14 protein-coding genes and 1 other annotated feature (1 of these 15 cut by a window edge) are annotated in these 17193 nt (G+C 45.0%); of the genes, 11 read left to right on the forward strand and 3 right to left on the reverse strand.

The genetic code is table 11. From position 1 onward, the window contains the following. Positions 1-44, forward strand: a sequence feature (ribosomal protein L20 leader region); it begins 81 nt to the left of the window's first position. Positions 45-55: 11 nt separating this feature from the next. The 8 genes from infC to BMZ93_RS01180 all read left to right on the forward strand — a co-directional run bounded on the left by infC (position 56) and on the right by BMZ93_RS01180 (position 9483). After that, positions 56-595 carry a translation initiation factor IF-3 gene (gene infC, locus BMZ93_RS01145; protein ID WP_200769360.1) on the forward strand — a complete coding sequence of 180 codons (540 nt, stop codon included), beginning with the start codon at positions 56-58 and terminating at the stop codon, positions 593-595. 49 nt (positions 596-644) lie between these two features. Beyond that, positions 645-842, forward strand: coding sequence for a 50S ribosomal protein L35 (gene rpmI, locus BMZ93_RS01150; protein ID WP_061993849.1), 198 nt, complete (start codon positions 645-647; stop codon positions 840-842). Positions 843-886: 44 nt separating this feature from the next. After that, complete coding sequence (gene rplT, locus BMZ93_RS01155; RefSeq protein WP_091501358.1) at positions 887-1306, forward strand: 50S ribosomal protein L20; 420 nt, start codon at positions 887-889, stop codon at positions 1304-1306. Between the two features lie 200 nt (positions 1307-1506). Further along, positions 1507-3330, forward strand: coding sequence for a ribonuclease J (locus BMZ93_RS01160; RefSeq protein WP_091501360.1), 1824 nt, complete (start codon positions 1507-1509; stop codon positions 3328-3330). A 95-nt stretch (positions 3331-3425) separates the two neighbouring features. Next, positions 3426-4340, forward strand: coding sequence for a hypothetical protein (locus tag BMZ93_RS01165; RefSeq protein WP_091501362.1), 915 nt, complete (start codon positions 3426-3428; stop codon positions 4338-4340). 225 nt (positions 4341-4565) lie between these two features. Further along, entirely contained in the window at positions 4566-5753 is a 1188-nt protein-coding gene (gene tuf / locus BMZ93_RS01170) for an elongation factor Tu (protein WP_091501364.1), read from the forward strand. A 197-nt stretch (positions 5754-5950) separates the two neighbouring features. Continuing rightward, on the forward strand, positions 5951-7957 hold the full coding sequence (locus BMZ93_RS01175) for a mucin-binding protein (RefSeq protein ID WP_091501365.1): 2007 nt from the start codon (positions 5951-5953) through the stop codon (positions 7955-7957). A 215-nt stretch (positions 7958-8172) separates the two neighbouring features. Further along, positions 8173-9483, forward strand: coding sequence for a collagen binding domain-containing protein (locus tag BMZ93_RS01180; RefSeq protein ID WP_091501366.1), 1311 nt, complete (start codon positions 8173-8175; stop codon positions 9481-9483). A 56-nt stretch (positions 9484-9539) separates the two neighbouring features. On the opposite strand, the gene BMZ93_RS06615 is transcribed toward BMZ93_RS01180, so the two are convergent. Together BMZ93_RS06615 and BMZ93_RS01185 are read right to left on the reverse strand one after the other, a co-directional pair. Then, positions 9540-9677, reverse strand: a complete 138-nt coding sequence (locus tag BMZ93_RS06615) for a hypothetical protein (protein WP_200769351.1) — start codon at positions 9675-9677, stop codon at positions 9540-9542. A 70-nt stretch (positions 9678-9747) separates the two neighbouring features. Next, positions 9748-10281, reverse strand: coding sequence for a hypothetical protein (locus tag BMZ93_RS01185; RefSeq protein ID WP_091501367.1), 534 nt, complete (start codon positions 10279-10281; stop codon positions 9748-9750). 309 nt (positions 10282-10590) lie between these two features. Here BMZ93_RS01185 and leuS point away from each other — a divergent pair, with 309 nt between their 5' ends. From leuS to BMZ93_RS01200, 3 genes are all read left to right on the forward strand, one after another. After that, on the forward strand, positions 10591-13023 hold the full coding sequence (leuS, locus tag BMZ93_RS01190; RefSeq protein WP_091501369.1) for a leucine--tRNA ligase: 2433 nt from the start codon (positions 10591-10593) through the stop codon (positions 13021-13023). 77 nt (positions 13024-13100) lie between these two features. Further along, positions 13101-15368: a putative polysaccharide biosynthesis protein gene (locus BMZ93_RS01195; protein WP_244269327.1), complete on the forward strand. Its 2268-nt coding sequence runs from the start codon at positions 13101-13103 to the stop codon at positions 15366-15368. A gap of 141 nt (positions 15369-15509) precedes the next feature. Next, positions 15510-16508: a YitT family protein gene (locus BMZ93_RS01200; RefSeq protein ID WP_091501371.1), complete on the forward strand. Its 999-nt coding sequence runs from the start codon at positions 15510-15512 to the stop codon at positions 16506-16508. 55 nt (positions 16509-16563) lie between these two features. Here the strand turns inward: BMZ93_RS01200 and BMZ93_RS01205 are convergent, their stop codons facing one another. After that, positions 16564-17061 (reverse strand): GNAT family N-acetyltransferase, encoded by a 498-nt coding sequence (locus tag BMZ93_RS01205; protein ID WP_091501372.1) that lies wholly within the window; start codon positions 17059-17061, stop codon positions 16564-16566. Positions 17062-17193 lie beyond the last annotated feature (132 nt).

Here is a 17193-nt window from a genome sequence, read left to right on the forward strand (position 1 = left end):
GGTAAAGTGGGTGAACTTCGGTTCACCCACTTTTTTCTTCGTTGTTCACACAAAAATATTTTGGAGGTATCGAGCCATAGCACGTCAACCAAGACAAGTTGATCTAGTCAACGATAATATCCGTGCAAGTCGGGTTTTACTAATTCACGATGGTAAGCAAGAAGAAATGTCAACGCGCGAAGCACAACAGCTCGCCGATGATAAGGGCCAAGATTTGGTTCTGGTTCAGGCAAACGCCCAACCACCTGTTGCTAAAATTATGGATTGGGGTAAAGCGAAGTTCGAAGCGCAAAAGCGCCAGAAAGAACAACGCAAGAACCAAAAGATTGTTCAGGTTAAGGAAGTTCGTATGTCACCAGTTATTGATTCTGGAGACTTCGAAACGCGTAAGAAAGCAGCCATCAAGTTCCTTGAAAAGGGTAACAAGGTAAAGTTGAACTTACGTTTCCGTGGCCGAATGATTACCCACCAAGATATTGGACGGGAAGTCTTAGAACGGATGGCCAACGAATTGGACGACATTGCCAAGGTTGAGCAACGTGCTAAGATGGACGGTCGGCAAATGTTTTTGGTTTTGGCACCTAAGAAGGGCTAAGCCAAGCATACCGACTTTGATACTTGAAAAACGATAGGAGAATGGACACATGCCCAAGATGAAGACTCACCGCGCTGCTGCGAAGCGCTTCAAGAAGACTGCAAAGGGTGGCTTCAAGTCAGCCTCAGCTTACACGTCACACCGTTTCCACGGTAAGACTAAGAAGCAACGTCGTCAATTGCGTGGAACACGCATGATGAACAAGACAACAATCAAGAAGTACGCAAAGATGTTGTCAACCCTTTAATTTCAGGGTGTCTATAAGTAACTAAATTTTAGGAGGATTTTCCCATGCGAGTTAAGGGTGGAACAGTTTCACGCGCACGTCGTAAGAAGTTTATTAAGTTGGCCAAGGGATACCGTGGACAACGTCGTATCAACTATAAGGTTGCTAAGCAACAAGTTTACAAGTCATACTTGTACGCATACCGCGATCGTAAGAACCGCAAGCGTGACTTCCGTAAGTTGTGGATTGCTCGTATCAACGCAGCAGCCCGCATGAACGGTATGTCATACTCAAAGTTGATGCACGGTTTGACTTTGGCAGGTGTTCAATTGAACCGTAAGATGTTGGCTGACTTGGCCGTATCTGACTTTGACACTTTCTCAAAGATTGCTGAACAAGCAAAGGCCGCTTTGGCATCAGAAAACGTCTTGAACAAGGAACGCACTGCAGCAACTACTGACAAGACTGTTAAGGTTTCTCGTTAATCTTACTTTTAAACCAGCTTTCGGGCTGGTTTTTTTGTGCCCTTTTTTAGTAAAGTCGGACTAGATTTCCCTATTAAATAGAATGTTTTCTCGAAGAATAGATAAATATGATAAAATAGGTGTAATTGAAATCGAGACAAGAGTTTGATTCTCACGATTGAACTCAAGTATTAAATTGACAAAACTCTAAAGGAAACATTATGACTGATTTGAATATTTTGCCCCTTGGGGGTGTCCGCGAAAATGGGAAGAACATGTACGCGGTTTCCGTTAACGATGAAATTTTCATTCTTGACGCTGGTTTAAAGTACCCAGATACGGAACAATTAGGAATCGACGTTGTCATTCCTGACTTTGAATACCTCTTGAAGAACCAAGACAAGATTGCTGGAATTTTCTTGTCCCACGGACATTCTGATGCAATTGGGGCCTTGCCTTACTTATTGCAGCAGATTCAAGCGCCAATCTTTGGTTCAAAGTTAACCATCGAATTGGCTAAGATTGCCATTAATGACGAAAAGGCCATCAAGGACTTTGATGACTTCCACGTTGTTAATGAAAAGACTGAAATCGACTTTGGCGATGTAAAGGTGTCATTCTTCAACACGACTCACACAATTCCGGAAGCGCTTGGTATTGTTTTGACTGTTGACGAAGGACAAATCGTTTACTCTGGCCACTTTAAGTTCGACCAAACGGTTGAGGCTGCCTACCAAACAAACTATCAACGTTTGGCTGAAATTGGCCAAAAGCCTGTTTTGGCACTGCTTGCTGACGCGGCGGGTACGGAAGAAAACATCAAGCCACAAGCTTCTGAGCGTCAGATTCACTCTTACATTCAAGAAGCCTTTGAAGAAGCAAAGGGCAAGCGGATTATCGTTGCCGCTGTTGCTTCAAATATTCAACGTGTGCAACAGGTGATCGATGCAACGGCTAAGACAAAGCGCCGTTTAGTGATTACCGGACACGATGCTGACAAGATTGTGAAGACGGCCTTGGATTTGGAATTAATTAATTTGCCAATGCCTAAGGATGAACTCTTTGCTTCTGTTAAAGAGTTAGACGACATGCCTGATTCACAAACGGTTGTTTTGGAAACGGGTAAGCTTGGTGAACCTGTTAAGGCTTTGCACAAGATGGCCAAGGGTGAAGACCCAGTGGTTAACATTGGTTCGAACGACTTTGTCTTTATTACGACAAATCCTTCCTTTGCAGTGGAATCTTATGTGGCCCAGACGCGAAACATGCTCTTTAAGAAGGGCGCTAACGTTAAGCAGATTTCAACTGACTTGCGTTCATCTGGACACGGATCAAGTTCTGACTTACAGTTGTTGATGAACTTCTTCAAGCCAGAAGTTCTCCTTCCTGTTTCAGCTGAATTCCGCGTGATGGTCTCTGCTAAGCAAGCTGCTGAAGAAGTTGGCTTGGCTGAAGATAAGATTATCATGGCTAAGCGCGGTGATATCATTTCTTATGACGGCCAAACTTTTGAAAAGACTGATGCAGTACAAGTTGCTGAAACGATGATCGATGGTGATTCATTGAAGGACATCGGAAACGTTGTGCTTCGTGACCGCCGGATTCTTTCTGAAGACGGTGTTTTTGTAACGGTTGTAACGATTGACCGTAAGAAGCGCAAAGTTGTATCAAAGCCAAAAATGACGTCACGTGGTTTCGTTTACGTAAAGGCTAACCGTGACTTAATGAAGGAAGCCGGTAAGTTGACCATCGAGTCAATTGAAGACTACTTGAAAAACGCCAAGGCCTTTGACTGGAACGAGTTGAAGAACGGTGTCCGTGAAAAGTTGTCACGCTTCTTGTTCAACGAAACTCGTCGTCGCCCAATGGTGATGCCAGTGGTAATGGAAGTTAACCAAAACCGCCGTCCACACCATAAGGGAGAACCTGAAAAAAAGGGTAATAAGAACCATAATAAAAAGGGCCAAAAGCAACAGGGCAAAAATAAGAAGCCAAAGGGTCAAAATAAAAAGCAGGAGCCCGCAAAGAAGCAATCTGCTGAATAAGTTTGAAAAAAGGGAACCGTCATGGTTCTTTTTTTGTTATAGTTAGTTAGAATATATCAAAACTAATTGGAACATCGATGTATTAAGAGGAAATAATGACAGATATTAATCAGCTAAAAGAGGAGGGGGTACAAGCCCTCGCCGATGAAGAATATCAGAAGGCGACTGAGTTATTGAGTCAGGTTTACGAGAATGACCGGACTTATGAAAATAACCAGCTCTTTGCTAAGGCACTCTTAAACAACAATCAAGTTAATTCAGCCCTAACGATTGCTCAGGAATACGTTGGTGAGTACCTGGGACAGAAGGCGGACTACCAGTTTTATTTTGATGTCTGCCTCGCCGCAGGATACTTTATCATGGCCCGTCGGATGGCCATGGAGTCCATCTTTAGTGATGATCGAGAAGAACGGCTTCGCCAAATTGACAAGGCCGAGGAGAAAGCACGGGAAGAACGGTCAGAAACGATTCAGAAGATTCATCGCCGTTTTAAGCACATTGCCGGCTATGATGTCTTGGAACAGCAACAGATTTATCAAGATGCTCAGCTCTTACCGGTTGAAGATTTTGTCGATGCGGCAAAGGATTTGCTCTTGGACCCAGACATTATGCCAATTATTCGCGTTTCGGTTTTAACTGATATTCAGTGTTTAGAACTACACCGAAAAGTCAGATACCTATATATTGATGGCCAGGAGTACACGACCATCCTTTGTGAGCAACCCAAACCACTCCGTGATGAAATTTATTTCGAAGCACGGGATTATTTAGGTGAAACGGTTGGACAGGATGATCCAATTACCAATCAAATGTTGCAAGAACAACTCCGTTTGGAAATGAATGTGCTATTCCCTCAACTTGAGCGAGTGACAGACCCAATTGCCTGGATACAAGCCGACATTGCCATGATAAAGGGAAACCGAATGGATGAGCAACAGCATGAAAGTGTTGAACAGGCAGCCATTCATGATTATGCGCACCGCTTACTTTCTGAGATGGGTGCGTTATAATAGGGGTGGCTAATCAGAGAATTCAGAGTGCAATACGCTTGTTTTTGGTAGAACTTTTTCATTTGAAAAGTGTTTACAAAAATTTAAGAAGTTAGTATAATTGAATTCGGCTCATCAGCCAGAAAAACGTTTGGAACGGTTGTTTTTATCGTCCAAGCGTTGTAAAATATAAACATACGATTTTCTTGGGTCTATCCTGAGAAATAAAATTTGGAGGAAACTACATTGGCTAAGGAAACATACGTTCGTAACAAGCCCCACGTTAACATTGGTACTATCGGTCACGTCGATCACGGAAAGACTACTTTGACTGCCGCTATCTCAAAGGTATTGGCTGAAAAGGAAGGTAAGACTGCTACAGACTTCGCCGAAATCGATAACGCCCCTGAAGAAAAGGAACGTGGAATCACAATCAACACGTCCCACATCGAATACGAAACGGACGCACGTCACTACGCCCACATCGATGCCCCAGGTCACGCGGATTACGTTAAGAACATGATCACTGGTGCCGCACAAATGGATGGTGCCATCTTGGTTGTTGCCGCAACTGATGGTCCTATGCCACAGACTCGTGAGCACATCTTGCTTGCCCGCCAGGTTGGTGTTGAACACTTGGTTGTCTTCTTGAACAAGACTGACCTTGTTGACGATGAAGAATTGGTTGACTTGGTTGAAATGGAAGTTCGTGAATTGTTGTCAGAATATGACTTCCCAGGCGATGACATTCCTGTAATCAAGGGATCAGCTTTGAAGGCACTTGAAGGCGACAAGGAACAAGAACAAGTTATCTTGGACTTGATGAAGGCCGTTGACGAATACATCCCAACTCCTGCACGTGAAGATGACAAGCCATTCTTGATGCCTGTCGAAGACGTATTTACGATCACTGGTCGTGGTACTGTTGCTTCTGGTCGTGTTGACCGTGGTGTTTTGACTACTGGTACTGAAGTTGAAATCGTTGGTTTGAAGGACGAAATTTCAAAGACTACTGTTACTGGAATCGAAATGTTCCGTAAGACTTTGGAAGAAGCTCAAGCTGGTGACAACATTGGTGCATTGCTCCGTGGTGTTGACCGTGACCAAATCGAACGTGGACAAGTTTTGGCAGCCCCTGGCTCAATCAAGACTCACAAGAAGTTCAAGGCTGAAGTTTATGTCTTGACTAAGGAAGAAGGAGGCCGTCACACGCCATTCTTCACTAACTACCGTCCACAGTTCTACTTCCACACAACTGATGTTACTGGTGTTGTGGAATTGCCTGCTGGCGTAGAAATGGTTATGCCTGGTGACCAAGTAACGTTCGACGTTGAATTGATCGCTCCAGTTGCCATTGAAAAGGGATTGAAGTTTACTGTTCGTGAAGGTGGCCACACTGTTGGTGCCGGAACTGTTACTGAAATCGAAGGCTAATTCATTAGTTTTCAAAAAGTCTGCTTACGCAGGCTTTTTTCTTTTGCACTTTTTTGTCCGTTTTTACAGTTTGATTACATATGTCACAGTTTTGCTCTGAATGTTTTGAAAATGACATGGATATAGTACAATAGTGAACGGTTTTGTAATACAAGTGTGAAGTATTTAAATGCTTCTGGATTTAGGAGAGAGTGTTCATGTTGAAACGGTTGATGACTATAATGGCAGTTTTCTTGCTAACGGGAGTATCAACAGTTCAAACTTTTGCTGACGAGGTACAACCGGAGTCGAATAAATACGTGAAGTCAATCGATTTGACGGACGTTACCAATAGCGCTGCTAAGCAATATAGCGTTGATGATATGATGCGGGTCACTTGGACTTTTGATATTCCAACTGGTGAAAAGATTCAGGCGGGGGAGAAAACGAAGTTTTTCGTTCCATTAAATTTCTCCATTGATAAAACAACTGGTATTCCTGGTGCTGACCGAAATGGGGCGAAGGACTCTACCGATCCTGATACGGGGAAGGTGCTTGGAAAAACAACAGTGGAAGATCACTATGTTGTGATTACTTGGAATGAAAACGGGGCCGCCTTAATCAATACTCAAGGGGTAAGAGGGACAACGGATGCCCTTGTCGGCTGGAACTTACCTGATAAAAAGCATGAAACGAAGAATGTGCCAATTAATTGGGGGACTGATGGATCAGTTACTGTCCCAACAGCACCAACTGTCGTCCCTTCAGATCCAACGCCTGCTCCAGTAACACCTGATTCAAAGAATAACTTTACAATGAATAAATCTGGGGATTTCACTAAGTCGAATGACCCGGGTTACATGTATTGGATGGTCCGGCTGAATGGTGTGCAAAAGACACTCACAAACGCTGTTTTGACTGACACAATGGGTGCCGGACAGACTCTAGCAACAAATAAAATTTTCAAGGTCTATACCTATGATATTGACAAAGATGGTGAATGGGTAAACCAGCAAGAGGTGTACCCTCAGCCAAAGATGGTACCGGTTTATAGTCAAGACGGGAAGGATATCACCGGATTTACAATCGACCTGGGAACGATTGATAAACCGACCACTGTTTTTTACTACACAAAGTATGATTATCAAAATACCGCTGACGGAACGGCCTTCACAAATAGTGCTAGCTTGAAAGCGACGGAGACGACTGATTCCGCGGTTGACGTACCAACTGCTCATAAGTATTTTGACTATAAGACCATTATTAATCCGCATGGACGGCCAAATGAAAGTGATTTGAAGCGTGTCATTACCCATACCACTCACTACCGGGACCGTCAGGGAAACAAGCTGCATGATGATACTGTCCAAACGATTACCTATACTCGTGATGGCAATCTAGACGAAAACGGTCACTTCCAAGCGACAAGCGATTGGACAGCGACGCCGTCATCGACTTTTGCAGCGGTTTCAGATACTAAGATTAAGGGTTATAAGGTTGTCGACGATTCAGAGAATAAAGCGCTTGCGACAAAGGCAGACAGCTCTTCTTCTGAAAGTACGATTTACTATGATCGTGATGTGACACCGGTCACGCCCGATAACCCACATGGGCATGGCAGTGATGTGGAGAAGACAATTACTCATATCACTCACTATCTTGACCGGGCCGGCCATAAGGTTCACGATGACACGGTACAAGTAATCGTTTATAAGCGTGCTGGTGAACTGGATGCGGACGGTCACTTTACAGCAACGAGTGATTGGAAGGCGGAACCTTCGGATACCTTTGCTGCTGTTGAATTGCCAACGATTGATGGCTATAAAGTCGTGAACGATTCTGAAAATAAAGCCCTTTTAACAACGGTTGATAGTTCGGATTCAGAAAGCACCATTGTCTACGATAAGATGGCAGCGCCAGTTCCGGATGTAAATCCTAGTCCGAATGTACCAGACACACCTACGCCGGATGTGGAACCGACCCCAAGTGTGCCTAACCAGCCAATACCCTCTGTTAATCCTGCTCGACATCACCCAGGACCTTTTTCTCTGCCCGCTACTAGTGAAAAGGGCGTGGTGGAAGAGTCCAGTGTTGTCGAGAGTCAGCCTCTGCCTGAAACAGGGAAGATTGAAAAAAATCAGCAAAATGGTTGGTCAATTGTGTTGATTTCGATTCTTGGAATGACCTCGTTGTTCTGGCGGAAGAGTCGTCAAAAGAAAAATTAGTGTTTTGCATATTTTTTGAATAAAAAGGCAGCATTACCATTGGTAACACTGCCTTTTTTTATTTGTTTTGAATTATTCTAAAATTACGAAATGATGACGTTCTCGTGACTTTTTTGTTGATTTCTATTTACAGCAAATATCTATAGTATACTTACGCTAGTCTTCCACCAAGAGACATAAAAATTAGAACATTATGCCTTTTAGAGAGAGAGTATATGGGAATTAAACATTTTTTGATTACTGCAGCAGCCTTTCTGCTTGCAGCCGTTGTTGGGTTAAGCGTCTTGCGTAGTGAGGCGGATGCCTTCAACAAATATATAACAGGGGTTGAGTTAACTGATTTAGATAATAAGAAAGCTAAGTCATATGGCCCTTATGATAACATGCAGATTAAGTGGGATTTTTCGGTGCCAAAGGGGACTGAACTTAAAGCGGGCGATAGCATGGATGTTATCGTACCGAAAGTATTCAACTTAGAGGGTGTACCAGACTTTGATATCAAAGATAACGATAAGAACGTTATTGCACACTGTACAACAGCTGCCAACCGACTGGTTCTTGTTGTGACCTGGACGGATGAGGCTGTTAAAACATTGGGTGAAAAGAACCTGGATGGGTATTTTTACGTTAATTCCAAGTGGAAGGTCGACATTGTTAATTGGAAGCAAGAAATTCCAATCGATTGGGATGTTCCTGGGATGCTTCCAAGCCATGCTGATATTACGCCAGCGCCCCCTTCGCCCAACCCAGCGGATAATAAGCTCCGAAAGGACGGCGGTTTCGCTGGTGAAGGACCCGGCCTCATTTACTGGGTGGTACGAGCGAATTGGGCACAAAATGAAATCAAGAATGCTAAGGTGACCGACCATGTCGGACCGGGCCAGACGCTGGACCGCAGCCGACCAATTCGAGTGATTAAGTGTAAGGTGGTTGGAAAGGATGTCGAGGAGGTTTGCGACATTCAGCCAAAGAGCATCAAGTACAAGTCGGACACCGAGTTTGTGGTGGATGTCGGGGATATCGATTTTCCAGTCAACGTCTTCTACTATACGAAGTTTGATACTAGCTTGCCGAAGGGAACGACTTTTTCGAATTCGGCCGAGTTGAGTGGGGATGACTATGAGACCCAGAAGGTGACAGCTTATACGAGTTCTTACTCGGGATCGGGCTCTTCTGATGGACCCGGGGGCACACCGGTGAACCCAACGCCAGGACCTAGTCCTAAGCCGGATCCAAAGCCAACACCTTCACCTAGTCCTAGTCCGGCACCAGCGCCTAGCCCGAAGGTGCAACCGGTACCAAGCCCCAAAGTGCGACCAAAGTCAACGCCTGCTCATCAGCAGGCGCCGGCGCCAGTAGTGAAGAAAGAAGAGCAAGCCGTTGGCAGTCAGGCGGAGCAATCCGACGGGGGACTACCTGAAACAGCTGCAAACTGGAAGCTGCAAAAGCCAGTATTGGCACTTGGATTCCTGGCGATTGTCTCTTCCGCTTTAGCCACTTGGTTTACGAAGTCGAAGAAAAATTAACGATGATTTTTAGTAAAAGAAAAGCAGCCTTATTCATCAGGCTGCTTTTTTAATGCTTATTTTTCGTCCTTTGGTTGTTGACCCAAGGCTTTTTCACGGTCTTCCTTTTCCTTATCCGTAATTGGATCTGGGAAAGAAATCAAATCTTCGAGCGGGTTGTTCAAACGCTCTTCTTTGTTAACGATGCGTGCCATTCGGTGCTCCTTTAGTTTTGCTAGTTCTATTATACAAAAATTTACTTTAAGCCTAGATAAAAGTCTGAGGTTAATCTTTAGATTTTTCTTTCTCGAAGAGGAGGGTTGAACCGTCTTTGGCTGAGAAAGTGGCCGTTGAGAAGGTACCTTCAAAGTCCGCTTCGATTGCCTTTTGAAGTGCTGCTAAATGATCGCTTGGCTGAACCAGAACAATCAATTGTCCATCGTCTTTTAGAAATGACCAGGCCGTTTCACTTTCGGCGTTGATGGTGTGCTGGTTTACCTTTTCGGCCTTTGTATAGTCAAGGATGATGAGGTCAACCTTTGTTAAACGGCCTAGTTCTTTTTGAAGACCATCAGTAGATAGGACGCCGTTTTCGACCGTCACACGGTCTTGCAGCCCGGCCATAAAGAGGGAAGCGGCGGTTTTGTTGGCTTCTTCGCGATCTTCGTGAAAGGAGAGAACCATGCCGTCTTTACCAACGTGTGAGGCGAGAAAACGGGTCTTTTGTCCGTTACCGGCCCGACCGTCAACAACAAGCATCCCTGTTTGAACCTGGGTTTCCAAGTAGTTTTGTAAAAAGCTTTCGTTTGAAAAAGACATGTTTCACCTCCAGTGAATTCTACTGATAGTATAGCGAATCTTATGGTATAATAATAGTACTTTTCAACACTAGTAGTAACAGCGGAGCATCAGAAAGTAAGCGGGGCTGCGAGCTTACCAACCAACGTTATGAACTCGGTTGAAAGCGTGATTGGTGAACAACAGTAGTCAGTCCGTTATACCGCGTTAAGGTACTGAGGCAGAGGGTGACTTTTGCAAAATGTAGGTGGGACCGCGGTTTCAACCGCCCTACGTTGGCTTTTTTGAGCTGACGTGGGGCTTTTTTATTTAAATAAAAGGGGAATATAGATGGGATACGATCACAAAAATATTGAAAAGAAGTGGCAGAACTACTGGCAGGACAACAAGACTTTTAAGGCCATTGACGGTTCTGATAAGAAGAAGTATTACGTGTTGGACATGTTCCCATATCCATCAGGACAGGGACTACACGTTGGACACCCTGAAGGTTATACTGCAACGGATATCGTGTCACGTTTCAAGCGTGCCCAAGGGTTCAACGTTTTGCACCCAATGGGATGGGATGCCTTTGGTTTGCCAGCCGAACAGTATGCTTTGAAGACTGGTAACAACCCAGCTACTTTCACTGATAAGAACATTCATACCTTTAAGAACCAAATCCAATCACTTGGTTTCTCATACGACTGGGACCGCGAAATTAAGACAACGGATCCTAATTACTACAAGTGGACACAGTGGATCTTCGAGCAGCTCTACAAGAAGGGCTTGGCTTACGAAGACGAAATGATGGTTAACTGGGCCCCTGACTTTCCAGGTGGTGGTTTAGTTGTTGCCAACGAAGAAGTGATTGATGGTAAGACGGAACGTGGGGGTTATCCTGTTTACCGTAAGCCAATGAAGCAGTGGGTCTTGAAGATTACGGCCTACGCTGACCGCTTGATTGACGACTTGGACGACCTTGACTGGCCAGAAGCCATCAAGGAACAGCAACGTAACTGGATTGGCCGTTCAATTGGAGCCACAATCCGTTTCAACGTGGAAGACCACGCTGACGACCAAATTGAAGTCTTCTCAACGCGTGCCGACACGCTTTTTGGTGCCTCATACATTGTTTTGGCACCAGAACACGACTTGGTTGATGAAATTACTACGGACGACCAAAAGGCTGCCGTTGCCGAATACCAGAAGCAGATTTCTTTGAAGTCTGATTTGGAACGTACGGACTTAAACAAGGACAAGTCCGGTGTCTTCACTGGTGCCTACGCTATTAACCCAGTGAACGGCGAAAAGTTGCCAATCTGGATTGCCGACTACGTTTTGGCATCTTACGGAACTGGTGCCGTGATGGGTGTGCCTGCTCACGACCAACGTGACTGGGACTTTGCGACAAAGTTTGGAATGGACATCACACCTGTTATTGAAGGTGGTGACATTACCAAGGAAGCTTACGCCGGTGAAGGTGTCCACATTAACTCTGGCTTCTTGGATGGCATGGACAAGCAGGAAGCCATCGATAAGATGATTGCTTGGTTGGAAGAGCACGATGCCGGTGCTAAGAAAGTCAATTACCGCCTCCGCGACTGGATTTTCTCACGGCAGCGTTACTGGGGTGAACCAATCCCTGTTATCCACTGGGAAGATGGTACGCAATCATTGGTTCCAGAAGATGAATTGCCACTCCGTCTGCCACAATTGACAGAAGACGAAATGAAGCCTTCTGGTACTGGGGAATCACCATTGGCCAACGCCAAGGACTGGTTGGAAGTTACCCGTGAAGATGGTGTTAAGGGTCGTCGTGAAACAAACACGATGCCACAGTGGGCCGGCTCATCATGGTACTTCCTCCGTTACATTGATCCAAAGAACGCGGACCAAATGGCAGCACAGGAAAAGTTGGACTACTGGCAAAACGTTGATTTGTACGTCGGTGGTGCTGAACACGCGGTTTTGCACTTACTCTACGCCCGTTTCTGGAACAAGGTTTTGTATGACCTTGGCTTGGTACCAAACAAGGAACCATTCCACAAGTTGGTGAACCAAGGAATGATTCTTGGTGAAAACCACGAAAAGATGTCGAAGTCAAAGGGAAACGTTGTGAACCCTGATGACATCGTTAACCAGTACGGTGCCGACACACTTCGTATCTACGAAATGTTCATGGGCCCATTGACTCAGAACAAGCCTTGGTCTGAAGAAGGGGTGACTGGTTCACGCCGTTGGCTTGACCGTGTCTGGCGTTTGCTTGTTCAAGATGATGGTTCATTGACGGATAAGTTGACGGACCAACCTTCAGACGAATTGAAGAAGGTTTACAATGAAACAGTGAAGAAGGTAACGGAAGATTTGGAACAACTCCACTTCAACACGGCCATCTCACAACTCATGGTCTTCGTTAACGAAGCCTATAAGCAGGACAAGTTGCCTGAAGCCTACATGGAAGGTTTCGTTCAATTGTTGGCACCATTTGCGCCACACTTGGCCGAAGAACTCTGGGCAAAGTTGACGGGTGCTTCTGAATCAATCGCCTACGTAGCTTGGCCAAGCTACGATGAAAAAGCCTTGGTTGACGATAGCAAGGAAATCATTTTCCAAGTGAACGGTAAGGTTCGTTCAAAGCAGGTCATGCCAGTTGATGCTTCTAAGGAAGACATGGAAGCAGCAGCACAGGCCGATGCTAAGGTACAAAAGTACCTTGATGGTCTTGAAATTAAAAAGATTATTGCCATTCCTGGCAAGTTCGTCAACATTGTTGCTAAGTAAGCGAGTTGACATAACCGTTTTGGGTTGCCTTTGGGTAGCCCATTTCGGGTACATAAATAAAGGGGAGTTATCATAACATGACCCAGAAAGATTCAAACCAAACTCATGGTCGTGTCAACCAGACAGAAGTTGACGGTGAGTATTTAACAGCTGAGGAGCTCTTGGCAAAGTTGGAAATCAACTTGCAGCCAAAGAAAAAGAGTAAGTTAGCTGGCATGTTCACGCGCAAGAAGGAGAAGGAAGAGGACGAAGAAATTCGGCAACTTGTTTCTCGGGGACAGTACCTGCGTGATGACTTTGACCTCGATGAAAAGAAAACCCACCAGTGGTTTCAAAAGTTTGAACAGGCAGAAAGCAATGTTCAGCAGGATGAAAAGAAGCCATTGGCCGCCCAGAATGTGAAGAAGGGTGGGGATGCTCAAGACTCTGAACCTGTTTCAGCACTAACCGCCAAAGCCGAAGGTCAAAAGGAGACGGCAGAGGACCTAGCTTCTCTAACGGCTGACTCCGTTGAGGAACTAGCTGAAAAGCCATCCGAATTAGATACTGTGGCGCAAACTGAGGCGGAGGGGCAATCTGCTGAAGCAAGTGGGAATGCGGGAGCGGACGTTGCGACTACTGGTAACAGTAACCACAATGTTGAATCTTCAGATGCGACAGAAGCGATGTCAGCTGAGGAAAAGGCTGCCCACCAAAAGAAAAAAGATGATCAAGCCCTCGTACGCGGATCATTCTGGTTGTCATTAGGAAACATTATTTCTCGTTTGCTCGGTGCTGCCTTTATCTTGCCATGGTTAGCGATGTTAGGGGCGGCAGCCAACCAGGCAAACGCGCTGTTCTCACAGGGTTATAACATCTATGGTATTTTGCTTTCAGTGGCAACCTTTGGATTTCCTTCAGCGATTTCCAAGGTTATGGCTCAACTGATTGCCAAAGAGGATGAAGATGGCCTTTGGTCGTTGACCAAGCAGTCACTGCAGATTGGAACACTCTTAGGATTGTTCTTTGCCGTACTGTTGTACGTCAGCGCACCTTTGCTATCGAATGGAAACGCCAACGTTATTCCAGTTTTGCATTCACTGGCGCCTGCGGTCTTTGTTTTCCCAGCCATGTCAATGGTTCGTGGAATCTTCCAGGGTCACCAACTAATGCACATTTCGGCCTTGTCTGAAATTGTTGAACAAATTGGTCGAATTATCTACCTGTTGATTGCGACCTGGATTGTGCTTGGACATGATAGCAGTAACTGGACGGGTGCTGTTGTTCAAGCAACTTTCGCCGCCTTTATTGGTGCGCTCTTTGCCATCGCTGTGCTGGCTTACGGCTGGGTTCGCTATAAGGACCTGCTTCACCCACGAGAACCAGTTGATGGCAGTTTGGTTTATCAGCCAAAGCAAAAGTCGAAGGCTAAGGCCAACCTTTTGTCCTTCTTAAAGCCTGATAAGGCGCAGTCAATGGTTTTGAATATTCTGAAGGAATCTTGGCCCTTTGTTATCATTGGGGCTTCCACGAACCTCTTTCTCTTCGTAGATCAGTACACCTTCTTCCCATTGATGAAGCTTTTCTTCCACAGCAGTTCGGATAGCCTGCAGGTGCAATTCGCACTCTTCTCGGCCAACCCAAACAAGCTGGTGATGATTGTGATTTCCTTTGCCACTTCGATTGCGGCAACGGCTTTGCCAATTTTGGCTGCAAAAAAGGCGGCTAAGGATGGCCTTGGCTTAAAGCAACAGTTAGTGGCGACGCTACAATTGACCGCCTTGGTCTTGTTGCCATCGGCTTTGGGAATGTATGCAATTTCAGATGTCCTTTATAAGTTCTTCTATCCAATCGATAGTACGGCACAGGAGGGGATTTACTTACTTCAGTTCTCATCTTTGTTGACCATTATTATGGCGCTCTTTATGCTCTTGGCCTTTGTGCTACAAGCCTTGTCACATGGCTCGATTGTGATGAAGTCCTTTGGATACGGTTTGTTGATTAAGATTGTGACCCAGATTCCTTTGATTTATCTTTTCCAGGGAATGGGTGCCTTAATTGCAACTGGCCTTGGATTAGGATGGTCTCTCTACCAGATGATTGCATTCTTGATGAAGCACTATGATTTGACATGGAGTGATATGAAGTCCACCTTGTTGAAGGGGTATCTGGCGTCAATGGTGATGGCAGTGGTTGCCTTCTTAGCGACAGAGTTCTCAACCAAAGTCTTACTCTCAGCGAATAGCAAGCTGGGTGCCGGATTAGCAACTTTCATAGGGGTTGCTGCCGGGGGAGTGGTTCTCCTTTACTTGTATAAGAAGTTTGGATTACTGCGTCAAGTTTTGAACCGCGGACGAGTGAATTAATTCGATAAAAAAGCAGACTCGGATTCCTTTCCGGGTCTGCTTTTATATTTGTTTAAATAAAGGTCGAAGTCCTTTAAAGGGCTTGGCTATCTATGTTACCATGGTACAAGTAAATAAAACGCCTAATAGGGGGAATAGCAGATGTCAAAGCAAATCAAAAAGTGGCGTAAGATTGCCTTAACCACTTTCTTTTTCTTTCTATCCGTTGCTTTGCAGGTAGCCGGATTGAATTACTTTTTGATTCCAAATAGTATTTTTTCTGTTGGGTTAAATGGTATTTCCCAGTTGCTTTCCTTGTCGATGTGGCAGTTCTTCCACTTACACATTGATACAGGACTATTCTTCCTGCTCTTCAACGTGCCAATTGGAATGGTTGGTTTCAAGATGATTGGTGGAAAGTTTACCATTCTTTCCTTTATCAACGCCGTCGTTGTTTCACTCTTCTTGATCTTCCTACCAACTTATTCCTTTACCACTCAGCCACTCTTGGCATCACTCTTTGGTGGTTTGCTAGTTGGTGCTTCCGTTGGGCTGGCTATGCGTTACGGGTTCTCAACGGGTGGTTTCGATATCATCGCCATGATTATCCAGAAGCGTACCGGTAAGTCCATCGGTGCCTTCATGAACGTGGCCAACGGTATCATTGTCTTGATTGCTGGTTTCTTTATCGGTTGGCAAAACGCGATGTACACCTTGATTGGTATCTATGCAACTGGACAGGTTGTGGATACGCTTTACACTGGTTACCAGAAAGTAACGGCTTTGATTGTCACATCAAAGGGCGAAGAAGTCATCGACGTTTTGCACCGTGACCTCATCCGTGGTATCACTGTCTTGCCTTCATCTGGTGCCTACACTAAGCGTGAATCAACAACCTTGATGATGGTTCTTTCCCGTTTCGAACTTTTCGAAATGCAAGAAGCCGTCCACTCGGTTGACCCAAAGGCCTTCATCAACTTGCTGTCAACGGTTTCTGTTTCAGGTGAATTCTGGGATGCTGACCGTCAGCTTCAAATGAAAAAGTCGATGGGTCCTAAGGCCGTGACAATTGATGCACAAATTGAAGCGGAACAGCAGTTGGAAGAACAGCTGGCTCAGCTTGAATTAAAAGAAGATAACGAAGCAAACCGTGTTAAATAAGTACAAATAAAAAAAGAAGGATGCTACTAGTAGCATCCTTCTTTTTTTATTCAGTTTATCGTTTGCGTTCGAAGAGCATCATATTCTGCTTGCGACCGGCCGGGCTAAAGCCGTTTTTTTCAGCCACTCGCTGACTCGCTTTGTTTTCTTGGTTAATCTCTAAGAAGGTGGATCGGAAGTCCAGATTTTTAAAAGCGTAGACCAACATTTGATCAACGGCTAGGGAAGTAATTCCCTGGTTATGAAATTCGGAAGCCAGCCAGTAACCGAGGGCAGCTGTTCGCTCCTCTTCGTTGACCTCGTGGAAGTCAATCATTCCGGAGGGGAGACCATTAACCATGATAATGAAGACGAGGGGATGACCTTCAAATTCGCGGTCTTTCTCCCGGTATAAGAAGTCCTTTTCATCCTTTAAGGTTAATTCTTTAGCCCATGGTAAAAAGTTTTCCAGGTCGGAACGACTTTCGACAATCTTTTGGTAAATGCCTGCAGCGTACTTTGCTTGAGCAGGAAGTAGCTGGACTCTACCGGTGGTTGTTTCAAAAGCTTTCATGGGGTTATACCTCTTGTTAATTGCTGAACGTCTTCTTACCTAAATATTAAAATAAAATGAGAGAAAAGGCAAGGGCTTGAAAACCTGATCTAGTCGACTGGATTCAACTTGCGGATAGGGTTTGCATTTTGT

Origin of the sequence: Fructobacillus durionis (assembly GCF_900112405.1) — a bacterium.
GTDB lineage: Bacteria > Bacillota > Bacilli > Lactobacillales > Lactobacillaceae > Fructobacillus > Fructobacillus durionis.